This window comes from Herbaspirillum sp. RTI4, from assembly GCF_034313965.1.
GTDB lineage: Bacteria > Pseudomonadota > Gammaproteobacteria > Burkholderiales > Burkholderiaceae_D > Herbaspirillum.
Map to the genome: position 1 here is coordinate 1,396,279 of NZ_JAVIWQ010000002.1, position 12,922 is coordinate 1,409,200.

General features: G+C 53.8%; 9 protein-coding genes. 2 read left to right on the forward strand and 7 right to left on the reverse strand.

Going from position 1 to position 12,922, the window contains the following annotated elements; all coding sequences use genetic code 11:
- The first annotated feature begins 101 nt into the window (after positions 1 to 101).
- The gene (pyrF, locus tag RGU70_RS06580; protein ID WP_322208590.1) at positions 102 to 923 is read left to right on the forward strand and encodes an orotidine-5'-phosphate decarboxylase; all 822 of its coding nucleotides are present in this window, start codon (positions 102 to 104) and stop codon (positions 921 to 923) included.
- A 90-nt stretch (positions 924 to 1,013) separates the two neighbouring features.
- Here the strand turns inward: pyrF and RGU70_RS06585 are convergent, their stop codons facing one another.
- The 6 genes from RGU70_RS06585 to RGU70_RS06610 form a co-directional block, all read right to left on the reverse strand.
- A complete protein-coding gene (locus RGU70_RS06585) occupies positions 1,014 to 1,304 on the reverse strand; it encodes a hypothetical protein (RefSeq protein ID WP_322208591.1) in 291 nt (96 codons plus the stop codon).
- A 365-nt stretch (positions 1,305 to 1,669) separates the two neighbouring features.
- Positions 1,670 to 2,992 carry an HlyD family type I secretion periplasmic adaptor subunit gene (locus RGU70_RS06590; protein ID WP_322208592.1) on the reverse strand — a complete coding sequence of 441 codons (1,323 nt, stop codon included), beginning with the start codon at positions 2,990 to 2,992 and terminating at the stop codon, positions 1,670 to 1,672.
- Between the two features lie 16 nt (positions 2,993 to 3,008).
- Entirely contained in the window at positions 3,009 to 5,234 is a 2,226-nt protein-coding gene (locus RGU70_RS06595; RefSeq protein ID WP_322208593.1) for a type I secretion system permease/ATPase, read from the reverse strand.
- A gap of 514 nt (positions 5,235 to 5,748) precedes the next feature.
- Positions 5,749 to 6,546 carry a response regulator transcription factor gene (locus RGU70_RS06600; protein WP_322208594.1) on the reverse strand — a complete coding sequence of 266 codons (798 nt, stop codon included), beginning with the start codon at positions 6,544 to 6,546 and terminating at the stop codon, positions 5,749 to 5,751.
- 201 nt (positions 6,547 to 6,747) lie between these two features.
- A complete protein-coding gene (locus RGU70_RS06605) occupies positions 6,748 to 8,457 on the reverse strand; it encodes a methyl-accepting chemotaxis protein (RefSeq protein ID WP_322208595.1) in 1,710 nt (569 codons plus the stop codon).
- Between the two features lie 115 nt (positions 8,458 to 8,572).
- Positions 8,573 to 10,423, reverse strand: coding sequence for a methyl-accepting chemotaxis protein (locus tag RGU70_RS06610; RefSeq protein ID WP_322208596.1), 1,851 nt, complete (start codon positions 10,421 to 10,423; stop codon positions 8,573 to 8,575).
- An 85-nt stretch (positions 10,424 to 10,508) separates the two neighbouring features.
- On the opposite strand from RGU70_RS06610, the gene RGU70_RS06615 reads away from it, so the two are divergent.
- A complete protein-coding gene (locus tag RGU70_RS06615) occupies positions 10,509 to 10,670 on the forward strand; it encodes a hypothetical protein (protein ID WP_322208597.1) in 162 nt (53 codons plus the stop codon).
- Positions 10,671 to 11,022: 352 nt separating this feature from the next.
- Here the strand turns inward: RGU70_RS06615 and RGU70_RS06620 are convergent, their stop codons facing one another.
- Positions 11,023 to 12,765, reverse strand: coding sequence for a methyl-accepting chemotaxis protein (locus tag RGU70_RS06620; protein WP_322208598.1), 1,743 nt, complete (start codon positions 12,763 to 12,765; stop codon positions 11,023 to 11,025).
- Positions 12,766 to 12,922 lie beyond the last annotated feature (157 nt).

The following is a 12,922-nucleotide window of genomic DNA, read 5'->3' on the forward strand; positions in this document are numbered from 1 at the left end:
CCCCGCCCGCTCCCCGATGGCAAGAAAATGATCCGCGCCCGTATTGGCGACTCGGGCGCGGATCATGAAACAACTGCCTGCTGTTTTTTCGAAAGCTTATCGTGAACTTTACATCCAAACTCGCCGCCGCCTGGGCCGACAACAACTCACTGCTCTGCGTCGGACTCGATCCCGACATCAATCGTCTGCCGCCGCATCTGAAAGGTCGGCCGGAGGCGATTTATGAATTTTGCACGGCGATTGTCGATGCCACTGCCGATTTGGCCTGCGCGTTCAAACCGCAGATTGCCTATTTCGCCGCGCTGCGGGCGGAAGATCAGCTGGAAGCGATCTGCGATTACATCCGCACTCATCATCCGCAGGTGCCTATCGTGCTCGATTCCAAGCGCGGCGATATCGGCGCGACAGCCGAGCAATACGCGCGTGAAGCCTTCGAGCGCTATAACGCACATGCGGTCACGCTCAGTCCTTACATGGGTTATGACTCGGTTTCGCCTTATCTGGAATGGCCGGATCGCGGCGCGATTATTTTGTGCCGCACCTCGAATCCAGGTGGATCGGATCTGCAATTTTTGCAAGTCGATGGTCAGCCGCTGTATCAGCGCGTGGCGCAACTGGTGGCGGATAAATGGAACCGGAACGGGCAATGCTGTCTGGTGGTCGGCGCGACCTTCCCCGATGAACTGGCGCAAGTGCGGCGACTGGTGGGCGATATGCCCTTGCTGGTGCCGGGTATTGGCGCTCAGGGCGGCGATGTGGCAGCGACAGTAGCGGCAGGGCGTACCGCTGCGGGGACGGGAATGATGATCAGCTCATCGCGGGCGATTTTATTTCCGGCGCTGCAGGACAGCGAGGACTTTGCTGCGGCGTCGCGTCGCGTTGCAATGGCGACGCGTGATGCCATCAATGCCTGTCGTGGCTAGGCGGGGCGTCCTGAATGGATGCACGCCCCCGTGTTTTGAGCGGTGTGCTTTCTATCAATCATTGTGCAAATCAATTACAGCGCAGACAAATTACAGCGCCTCATTGCCCAGCGTCGTGCGCAATTGTCTGGTCACGATGTCCCAGGCTTGGCTGTCGTAATCCGTCATGTTGCGGGCAATCTTGTGCGCCAGTTCGAACATTCGCATGCCTGTCTCTGCGCAGAGAAGCGAATCGGGATTTAATCCCAGCGCGGAGTAGAGAATGTCAGCCTGTCCGTTTTTCTTCGTATGCAGATCGAGGTAAGCTTCCATCGCGGCACGGGCGCTACGGTCGGCGTTAATGTCGAGGACGTAACGTCCCTTGCCCAGATTGATATACATGTACGGACTCCGTTTGCGTGTTGTTATGTTTGCTTGGGAAACAGGCCGGGGCAAGGCTGACGAAGCGCGTCACACAACATCTTGCGGACTGTCTTTTGTTCACTACATCCGGTTATTTTTTCTGCCCGTCAACCCGTCTGACTTTACTCATCAATGCGATAGAACTTAACTCGGATTTGATGATGCCAATCTTCCGAACCCTGAGATATTGGATAATTCTGTTAAACGGTTCGGAGTTATCTGAATTGCACAGAGGTGTTTATTGACGTTTAAACGCGTTGATCACTACCATGCTGACACCGTTGCTTTGGCTTTCCTCTGCGCAATATCTCCCTTCGTTTTCAACGCATGACAGCGCTTAAAAATCATCGTTCGCGGAAGGCTTCGCGTGCCTTGAAGATGGGTTTAAGCAAATACGAAATGACGCTTTTTTCACCTGTGCGGATTTCTACCGTTGTCGTCATGCCGGGGAGGATGGGTAACTCTTTACCTGCCGCTTTGAGCGCGGCCATATCGGTGCGCACGAATACCCGGTAATACGTGTCGCTTTGTTGCAGTCCGGGTGTCGGTCGTTCTTCGCGCAAGGTATCGGGACTGATGTGCTCGATGCGCCCTTTTAATCCTCCATAGATCGCGTAATCGTAGGCGGATATTTTCACCGTCGCGTTCTGACCCGGCCGCAGGAAGGCCACATCGGAAGGGCGGATTTTGGCCTCTACCAGGAGCTGGTCTTCCAGCGGCACAATTTCCATGATGTCCTCGCCTTGCTTGATGACTCCACCTATGGTGGTCACGCGCACATTTTTGACGGTGCCGCGCACCGGCGCAAGAATCGTGGTGCGTTGCATGGTGTCTTTCAAGGCCACCACGCTGTGCTGCAACTGCGACAGTTCCTGTTCCAGCCGGGTCAGATCGGCGCTGGCTTCGGCGCGAAATTTATTGTGACGTTCTACCAGTTGCAAACGCATTTCATTGGCTTGCCGTCGCATGCGCAACAGCTCCACTTCAGAGAGCAGACCGCGTTTGGCCAGCGGCTCCGCCAGTGCGATTTCTTTTTCGGCCAGATCGAGGCTGGTCTGCATCACTGCCGCGCCTTCTTGCAAGCTGCGCTTACGGGCTTCGAATACTTCGCTCTGTTCACGCACGATGTCCGGCATCGTCAGCACGTCCGCCGGAAAGATCAGCGGCAAGCGGTAAGCTTCAGCGCGGGCGCGGGTAATCGAGCCTTTGATTCCCATGACTTTGGCCAGACTCTCCGCGTAGCTGGCCCCGGCGCGGGTTGGATCTATTTTTAGCAAGACCTGGCCGCGCTGGACGATGTCGCCTTCGTGTACGCGCATTTCTTCGAGGATGCCGCCTTCCAGACTTTGAATGATTTGTTCCCGGCTGGCGGGAATCACTTTCCCCTGTCCTTGCGTGATTTCCTCTACCCGCGCCATTGAGGCCCAGACAAGGGCGATTGTCAGCACCGCCAGCATCAGATAAAGCACTGCCATCGAACCGGGCGTGGATTGGGTGAGCAGAGAGGCGCGCACATCTTCCATGAAGGCCATTTCTTCACGGCGCAGGACGCCATGATGGTCATGGATTTGCGGGGAGTTTTTATCACGGAGGGGCGATGTGGTGGCGTCGTGTGCGGGATTAGTGGAGTCGTTAGTGGCATCGTTAGGGTGTTGCGCGTTCGTCATGTGATTGTCCTTTCGCTCAGGCGGCGACCCGGCCATGTCGTGTTGCATCGGCCTGCGCTGCTGCTTTTTCGGCATTGTTGCGCAGGGTGCGCAAGACTTCTTCCTTGGGCCCATCGGCAACGATCTTGCCCTCATCAAGGACCAGGATGCGATCGGCCACATCCAGCAGCGACATGCGATGCGTGACCAGCACCAGACTTTGCTCCGGTCCCAGCGAAGCGCTCAGATGCTGCATGAAGATGGCTTCCGTTTGCGCATCCATGGAACTGGTCGGCTCATCCATGAGTAAAATTTTCGGATTGGCCAGCAGACAGCGCGCCAGTCCGACTAACTGCCGCTGCCCGCCGGATAAGCCTTCGCCCATTTCGCCGATGATGCGTGCGTAGCCATGCGGATGGGAGGCGGCAATGCGATCAACACCGGTCATGCGCGCTACGCGCAGCACATCATCGACGCTGGCATCGGGGCGGCCCAGCATGATGTTCTCGCTCAGGCGGCCGTAAAACAGTCGGGTTTCCTGACCGACGAAACCAACATGCGCGCGCCAGTCGGCCGGATCGATTTGCGCCGCGTCAATGCCATCCATGAAAAGCTGACCGCCGACGGGTTGATATAGCCGCGCCAAAATCCTCAGCAAGGAGGATTTGCCGCTACCGATACGGCCCAGTATGGCCACCCGTTCGCCGGGCATGATGTGCAGATTGATCTTGTCCAATACCGGCGTCGGTGTTTGCCCCGGCGCGGCGGGGTAATGAAATTGCAGCTCTTTGAGCAACAGATTGCCGGCCAGCGTCGGCGCACCGAGGAAGGATTTTTCCGGCGGACGTTCGACCGGCATGGCCATCAGTTTATTGAGCGACTGCAAGGCGGCTTTGGCTTGCTGGAAGCGCACTGCCAGCCCCACCAGTTGCGCCAGCGGGCCTACCGCCCGGCCGGACAACAAGACAGTGCCTATCAGCGCGCCCATGGTCATCGAACCGGCACCGATCAGATACACGCCCCATACCACCATGATCACGGTATTAAATTGCTGTACCAGCGTGACGAAATTGGTGGCGAGACCCGACAGCAGGCGCGATTTCATCGCGGTAGCCGACATCAGGGCGCTATAGCGTTCCCAGCGTTTTTGCATATAGCCTTCGCCGCTACTGGCCTTGAGAGTTTCTAATCCCTCAATCGCCTCGATCAGCACGCCCTGCTTGAGTGAGCCTTCGCGCAGGTTTTCGCGCATGGTGCGCGCCAGCGGCCATTGAATCAGTGCGCTGACCAGAATGATGAGCGGAATCGATCCCAGCGGCACCCAGGCTAGCGGCCCGCCGATAAAATAAATTACTCCGATGAACAGCAATACGAAGGGCAGATCGGTGAGTGCCGCCAGCGTGGCAGAAGTAGCGAAATCGCGCACCGATTCAAATTCACGCAATTGATTGGCAAACGAGCCGGAGGAGGCCGGTTTGCATTCCATGCGAATGGCCATGGCTTGCCGGAACAGGCGCGCGCCAAGAATCAGATCGGCTTTTTTGCCAGCGATATCGAGCAGCGTGGCGCGCACATGGCGTGCGGCGAATTCCATCAGCATGGCCAGTCCGACGCCGATGGCCAGCGACCAGAGTGTCACGTAGGCCTGATTGGGCACGACGCGGTCATACACGTTCATGGTGAAAAATGTACTGGCCAGCGCGAGGATATTGACCAGCACCGCAGCCGCAGCAGCGCTCAGGTAATAGCGGCGATAACGCCATAAGGTGCTCCACAGCCAGTGTCCCGGGGCCTCAGGCATGGCTTCACCGGCGCGACGATCTGGCGCGAGGATTTTTTTGACCAGGATGAGATATCCGCTGTGCATCTCTTGCATGGCAGTCGCATCAATGGACGTGGTGCCGCCGGTTTCCGTCAGCATGATTTGATATTGCAGATGGTCACCAGTACCGGTGCGCGACAGCAGCAGGAAAGCACCGCCATCTTTGCGTAACAGCAGCGCCGGCAGCAAGGCTGAAAACAGGTGTGCGGGATGGCGCTGCACCAGTCCCGCAGACAGGCCTGCGCGTTTGAATGCCTCCATCGCGAGACTGGGAGTAAAGCTGCGTGCCTGCGCCATGCCGGAGCGCAGAGCATGTTCGCTTTGCGGCATGTCGTGATACGCGCATAACCAGGCGACGCTGGCGAGCAAACTATCATTGTTGAGTCGGGGGGGAACTTGAGATGCCGTGGTGGCAGTCGAGGCGAGGTGAGTGGTCGTCATGTCGTGAATTCAGGAGAAGGGGAGAGATTCTGTCGCAGAGCTAATGCGGCCGTTGATCTTTGCAGGGGGCTGATAGGGGGTCTGAAAGGGGGTTAATAGGGAGTTAATCGGGAGTTAATAGGGGGTTGAAAGAGGGTTGATAGGGAGTTGATAGATGGAGGATGTAGAGCTGTCGCAGTTCCATTGAGCGACGCTATGATCGGGGAATGCCGCTTCCGCAGCCATCGGAGGGGAACGAGATGAGGCTAGGATTTATTTCGGGAACAGAGGGGAGGCCTTCCCTGGGGCGGCGCAGCGATAGGGTGCCAATGTGAAAAATCCCGCAAACAGAAAATGGATGCGGGATTTTTTTCGGCGGAGGGGGCGTCCGTCGGGATTTTTTGCGGCTTACTCCGACTTACTCCGAATTATTGATGAGAGATGGTCTGACTATTCAGCGCGGATGAGTGACCGTATCAATGAAAATATGAGTGAACATATCAGTGAACTTACCAGTGAATGTATCAGTGGAGATTCAGTCGTTGCTATCTTCCTGCCTGAGCAGCTTGAAGGCAGCCACCAGTTCGACATCGTTTTTTGCCCCCAGCTTTTTCATGGCGGATTGTTTTTGTGTGCTGATGGTTTTCAGACTGCGGGTCGTCATTTGCGCTATTTCTGTGAGGGTCATGCCGCCGGCGAACAGCCTGACGACATCCATTTCCCGCAATGACAATCTGGCAATGGTCGCTTCGCCGCTGGCGTTACTCGATATCGAAAGAAAATATTCGACCATCGCTTGCGAGGTCTGCGGATCGATATAGCGCTGACCTTGCATGACATCGCGGACAATTTTTGGCAGTTCGGTAAAGTCACCGCTGCGCTTGCTGAGAAAACCGGTCACGCCCAGTCGCACCACATGATCGACCAGCATCATGTCGTCATGCGATGTCAGCAAGATAATTTTCATATCGGGATAACGCAGCCGGATACGCTTGATCATCGGTAAGCCATCCGGTTGATCTCTGCCACCGAAGGAATAGTCAGAAACCAGAATATCGTATTCGGACTGTTGTAATGCCTCCATTAATTCGGAAACAGTTTGCGCCGCTGCCAGGACATCAATGTCAGGTTGCGTTTCCAGCGCTTTGCTAATGCCGAGCAGTACGACTTGATGGTCATCAGCGACCAGTACTCGGATATTTTTTTGCGCGCCTGTTTGCGCATCGGCGTGTTTACCGTCCGGCATGATGATGGCTTTATGGATGAGTGGGTTGGCATAGACCCGAGGCGGTGGCTGCGTCAGTTTCGCGCAGTGCGTGTCGTATAAATTCAATTATTATTTCAATATAGTATCAAGCTTAGAGAGTGCTTACTATACGAATAGTGCTGCAGTTGTCATTGTTGCCACGCTTTGCTTTTCGTATGTTTTGTAGGCAGATACTGGCAATGACAGGGGATTGCCGGTAGCCAATCGACATGAGTGACTACCGTCACTGTACAGAAAACCGGTTGGCAGAAAGCAGACAGGGTCTGGTCAAAATTCTTCCCATTTGCTCTTGTCTTCGCCGTCGGCCGGCACCGATCCGGGTTGTGACGTAAGCCTGCTTGTTTTCGTGTGGTGCAGTGCCGGCTGAGGTGGAGTGATATTGGTGGCGGCTCGCATCGGCGGAACTCCCGGATTCGGGCGCTGGTCGCCTTCGATTTTGAAGACCCCGACGACACGCGACAAGTTGGTCGCCTGATCTTGCAGCGATTGCGCGGCGGCAGCGGCCTGTTCTACCAGTGCAGCATTTTGTTGCGTGGCTTCATCCATCTGCGCGACGGCGTGATTGACCTGTTCGATGCCGTCGCTTTGTTCGCCGCTGGCAGAGCTGATTTCGGCGACGATGTTCGATACCTGCTTGACGCTGTTGACTACTTCGTTCATGGTCGCGCCCGCTTGTTCTACCAGTTTGCTGCCTGCGCCGACCGTTTCAACGGAGGCATCAATCAAGGCTTTGATTTCCTTGGCGGCAGCGGCGCTGCGTTGCGCCAGACTACGCACTTCGCTGGCAACCACCGCAAAACCGCGCCCCTGTTCGCCGGCGCGTGCGGCTTCTACTGCGGCATTCAGGGCCAGGATATTTGTCTGGAAAGCGATGCCATCGATGACGCTGATGATATCGACAATTTTACGAGAAGAGGCATTGATGGCGCTCATGGTATCGACCACCTGCGTGACCACATGCCCCCCCTGAACGGCTACTGCCGAGGCCGAGACTGCCAATTGATTTGCCTTTCGTGCATTGTCGGCATTCTGTTTCACGGTGGAGGTCAACTCTTCCATCGACGAGGCGGTTTTTTCGAGAGAACCGGCTTGTTGTTCCGTGCGTCTGGAAAGGTCGAGGTTGCCGGTGGCAATTTCCGCTGAGGCAGTGGCGATGGTATCGGTACCGACGCGCACTTCGGAAACAATTTTCAGCAGGCTATCGTTCATCGTCCCCAGGGCTTGCATCAGCAGTCCGGTTTCATCTTTGGCTTGCTTGGCTTCGACATGGCTGGTCAGGTCGCCGTCAGCGACGCGTTGCGCTACTTGCAGGGCCAGCGTCAACGGACGTGAGACAGTGCCCGCCAGCCACAGTGCCAGCCACATGCCGGCTGCGACAGTGGTAATGAGCGTGACGATAATCCACACCATGGAATCGTTATAGGTAAGGTCTGCCATGTCGGATGCTTTTTCGCTACCGCTGATATTGATGGCGACTAGCTTGTCTAACTGGTCTGTCATGGCACGGTACAGGCTGGTCGATTTGCCGTGGATGAGCGTCTCGGCTTCCGCTTTCTTTCCAGCATGCAGCAGGGCAATGAGCAATTTCCCTTCCCCAATATAGGCGTTGTAATTATTGAGAAACTCCGGGTAGATCGCTTTTTCTTCCGGCTCGGAAATCAGCTTGGCATAGGTGGCATTGAGTTTTTCAAAGATGGCGATCTGATCGTTCATCCGCTTTTCGATGTCGGCATGATCGTTTTCTGTCTCTCCCAGCACATCGTATAACTCATTGATACGGATGCGCGACAGCGTCGCCTTCATTTGCGCCGTGGTATTGATACTGGGTAACCAGTTGTGGGCAATTTCCTCAAAAACGTTATACAGCTTGGTTACTTCGAGGATGGAGAACAGACCCAGTGCAATCGTCAGTATCAGCAGCCAGATAAAAGATAAAACCAGTTTTTTGGCGAGCTTCAAATTGTAAAACCAGCGCATGAAATTCCCCTGTTGAATGATTAAGAACTCGTTGATGAGGCCGCACTGCAGCCCGGGTTACGTACTACAGCGCTCTCCGGTCGGAAGAGAGGCCGATGTACGATTAAAGTTATTCTTAATCAGCTTTCTCATCGGCGGTTGCCCCCGTGGGTTTTCTGTTGTCAGCAATAGCCATAGGCTTAACTGAGACAGCAGGCTGTTTTTTTTCTGAGTGATGTGGCGCTGAATGTGGCGCTGAATGTGACGATCGGACATCAACCGCTTTCCGTGTCGTGGGCGCTTGGAATGTTGGTTGCTGGCCCGGATCGATTTTGAAGACGCCGATGATATGTGCCAGGTTAGTTGCCTGATCCTGCAAGGATTGCGCGGCGGTGGCGGCCTGTCCGACCAAGGTGGAATTTTGCTGTGTCGCTTCATCCATCTGCGTGATCGCCCGATTGACCTGTTCGATGCCATCGCTTTGTTCGCCGCTGGCAGCGCTGATTTCGGCGACGATGTCGGATACCTGCTTGACGCTGTTGACGACTTCGTCCATCGTCGCGCCCGCCTGTTCCACCAGTTTGCTGCCGGCGCCGACGGTTTCCACCGAGGAGTCAATCAGCGCTTTGATTTCCTTGGCAGCCGCCGCGCTGCGTTGCGCCAGGCTACGCACTTCGCTGGCGACCACGGCGAAACCACGGCCTTGCTCGCCGGCGCGCGCGGCTTCTACCGCGGCGTTCAAGGCCAGAATATTGGTCTGGAAAGCGATACCGTCAATCACGCTGATGATGTCGACGATTTTGCGGGACGAGGCATTGATGGCATTCATGGTGTCGACCACTTGCGTTACTACATGCCCGCCCTGAATTGCGACGGATGAGGCCGAGGCCGCCAATTGATTGGCCTGGCGGGCGTTGTCCGCATTTTGTTTCACCGTACCGGTTAACTCTTCCATGGAGGCAACCGTTTCTTCCAGTGAGCTGGCCTGCGCTTCCGTGCGCGATGACAAATCCAGATTGCCCGAGGCAATATCAGAGGACGCGGCGGTAATCGTCGCGACGCTTTGGCGCACATTGCCAACCACTTTGGATAAGCCGTCGCTAATGCCATTCATGGCCTGCATTAAGCGTCCGATTTCATCGTCCCGTTTTGCTCTTAGATGAAAGCTCAGATCTCCCCCTGCTAATTTCTCGGCCCCGATAACGGCGCTTTCCAGGCCTTCCCGAATCAATTTGAAAATTAAATAGAGGGCTGCAGATGCTGCAATGAAGGCGAAAATCAGCGCGACGATCATGATCGTGTTGGCTTGCCGGCCTCTTGCTTCCGCCTCTTGAATGGTGTGGGAGGTGCGCTGATCCAGCAGAATAAGAAATTCATTCAGCGGCTTCATGATTTTGGCTTTGCTGAGGTGGTAAGTTTTGTCGTGTGTCAGTTTTCTTGCCGCCTCCAGATCTGGCTGGCCTTGTTTGGTGAAGCCTCCTTTTCCATCTTCGTATAAGCCCTTGACGGCGTTCATGGCAATCGTTTCTGCGCGGACAAGATCATCCGAGTTTCCTTGTGCTTCTTTCAGTTTGGCAAATTCCTGATCGGTGAATCCGGCCTTTTTCATCAGGCTTTCAAGCGATGCGGTGTCGCCGTCGGGCGTGGGTTTGTCGATGCCTGCGGCAACAAAATCCCAGTAGATGCGCTCGTAGTTCTGAGGCCGGGGTTTTTTTCCGTTGCGTATATCGAGGATGGTGAAGTATTGGGTTTCGTAAGAGGGGTCTGCTGTTACGACGTAGGTGCGTGCGAGGCGCGTCAAATCATCCGAGCTCTGACGTAATTCCTGCGCTAACAAAAAAGATTGATAACGAGAATCGTTGGCGGCATTAATTTCAGACTGACTTTTCTTGACCTGATCGGAAGCTTCGTAAGTCAGTAATGACAGAAAAGCCATGAAGGACAGCAAATAAATGAGTATTTTCCCCAGCGTAAGATGACTTTTCATTTTTACATCCTCATTTCTTCATGGTCTGATTAGTGAAAACGCGACTGCCGGAGTTGTACGGTGCTGGTTTTATGGCTTCATTTACATGGTCATTCGTCGTGCGAATTTGTACGTGGATAAGAAAAAGCACATCAATCGTTGTCGCTATGGAATACGCGCGCATGAAGCGCCGACAGATCCGATACGGCGCTGGAAAAAATCAGTTTTAAAAATGAATATTAAAAAATCAGTGGATGGCGCTCTTTAATCAGATTTTTAATCGTGCCAGGCAGTGAGATTGAATATGTCAGTTATTTATTTTTAATTACCTGAAAGTAATATTTAAGATATTTTTTTATTGCGAGAAAATTAATAATTAAAAAGAGAATAACCGTAAAAACGCAGCACTGCAAAACTAGTATTTTGGCAAGCTTTCATAGGGGAAATTCAGTCATTTTTATTGCGGGAATATATATTCAGCGGAGAACTGAGTATTGCGCTGGCACCGTATGAAACGGGCAGAGTGTGCGGAGGGAGGGGGGATGCGCTGCGATCTGTTTTGATCAGATCGCAGCGGCTTCAGATGACTGCATGTCGTGCGCAGGATTTATTTTTGGTATTTAAAATTCTTCCCAATTACCTTTGTCGTCACCTGCGGGAACAGGTGATTTTTTGGCGCTGGAAATTGCAACTGGCTTGGTTGAAGGTGTCGTTGTTTTTTTTGCCGTCGCTTGCAGAGCCGGCTGCCGCTGCGGCGTTATATTTGCAGCGACAGATGATGCCGGGGGAGCGACGTATTTCTGATGCATGCCGGAATCGATTTTGAAGACGCTGACGATGCGCGACAGATTAGTGGCCTGATCTTCCAGTGATTGTGCGGCGGCGGCGGCCTCTTCGACCAGTGCGGCATTTTGCTGAGTCGCTTCATCCATGAGGGTGATTGCCTGATTGACCTGTCCTATCCCCTCGCTTTGCTCTCTGCTGGCAGCGCTGATTTCAGCGACGATGCCCGATACTCGTTTGACGCTATCGACGACTTCGCTCATGGTCGCACCTGCCTGTTCGACCAGTTTGCTGCCGGAGTCGACGGTTTCTACGGAGGCATCGATCAGTGCTTTGATTTCTTTTGCGGCAGCCGCGCTGCGTTGCGCCAGGCTGCGCACTTCGCTGGCCACTACCGCGAAGCCACGGCCTTGTTCACCCGCGCGTGCAGCTTCCACGGCCGCGTTCAGCGCCAAAATGTTGGTCTGGAAGGCAATGCCGTCAATGACGCTGATGATGTCGACGATTTTGCGGGAGGACGCGTTGATGGCGTTCATGGTGTCAACCACCTGACTGACGACTTGTCCGCCTTGTACCGCTACCGTCGAAGCGGAAGATGCCAACTGGTTTGCCTGATTTGCATTGTCAGCGTTTTGTTTGACCGTGGCGTTCAGCTCTTCCATCGAAGAAGCTGTTTCTTCGATCGCGCCGGCTTGTTGTTCGGTACGGCTAGACAGATCCAGATTGCCGCTGGCGATTTGTGCTGAAGCCGTGGCGATGGTGTCGGTTCCAGTACGGACTTCAGTGACGATTTTAAAAAGGTTGTCGTTCATGGTGCGCAGGGCGAGCATCAGTTGTCCGGTTTCATCGCGCGCTTGGTTTGCATCCACACGACTGTTCAGATCGCCTTCGGCGACACGCTGTGCAATGCCGAGCGCCAGCACCAGCGGTTTCGAGACGATGCGCGCCATCCACATCGCCATTAGCAAACCGACAGCGATAGTGATGACGATGGCGGCGATAATCCAGGAGAATGAGCTCTGATAAGTGGAAACGGCCATAGCAGTGGACTTGTCGCTCCCACCAACACTCGCAGCGACCAGCTTATCTAATTCGACGGTGAGTTCGCGGTAAAGTGTCGTCGATTTTCCTTGGATCTGAATCATCGCGTCCTCTTTTTTCCCTGCTTTTAGCAGCGCGAGGAGCGCTTTGTTTTCTGCAAGATAGGCATTGTAGTTGTTAAGAAAAGCAGGGTAGATCGCTTTTTCTTCTGGCTCTGAAATCAGGTTGGCGAAGGTGTTGTTGAACTGTTCGAGCTTGCTAATTTGCTCGTTCATCCGTTTTTCACTATCCCTGAATTCTGTTTCAGTGCTGGCGATAACAAGGTAGAGCTCATTGATGCGCATGCGAGACAATGCTGTTTTTATTTGTTCTGTGGTGTTGATTCTGGGGAGCCAGTTTTCGGCAATTTCGGTGAAATTGCCAAACAAGTTTCTCAATTCAACGATGGAGAATAGGCCGAGTGCAGTTGTAAGTGCCAGAATAGAAATTGAAGATAAAAGTAGCTTCCTGGCAATTTTTAAATTATAGAACCATCGCATCAGATTTCCTTTTATTAGATTAAAGTTGTGCTGCTCTGCGAGAAGATTATGTCTGAATGCGGGGTGTCTTTAATGATATTTTTAAAAATAATTACAGGGAATCCAACACAATTCAAAGTGATATAGATTTAATTAATTTTGCCAGAGGGTTTTGAAT

Excerpts from the sequence above, each read along its gene's own strand:
- RGU70_RS06585 (WP_322208591.1), bottom strand. The coding sequence starts at position 1,304 with ATGTATATCAATCTGGGCAAGGGACGTTACGTCCTCGACATTAACGCC.
- RGU70_RS06590 (WP_322208592.1), bottom strand. The coding sequence starts at position 2,992 with ATGACGAACGCGCAACACCCTAACGATGCCACTAACGACTCCACTAAT.
- RGU70_RS06595 (WP_322208593.1), bottom strand. The coding sequence starts at position 5,234 with ATGACGACCACTCACCTCGCCTCGACTGCCACCACGGCATCTCAAGTT.
- RGU70_RS06605 (WP_322208595.1), bottom strand. The coding sequence starts at position 8,457 with ATGCGCTGGTTTTACAATTTGAAGCTCGCCAAAAAACTGGTTTTATCT.
- RGU70_RS06610 (WP_322208596.1), bottom strand. The coding sequence starts at position 10,423 with ATGAAAAGTCATCTTACGCTGGGGAAAATACTCATTTATTTGCTGTCC.
- RGU70_RS06615 (WP_322208597.1), top strand. The coding sequence starts at position 10,509 with ATGGTCATTCGTCGTGCGAATTTGTACGTGGATAAGAAAAAGCACATC.
- RGU70_RS06620 (WP_322208598.1), bottom strand. The coding sequence starts at position 12,765 with ATGCGATGGTTCTATAATTTAAAAATTGCCAGGAAGCTACTTTTATCT.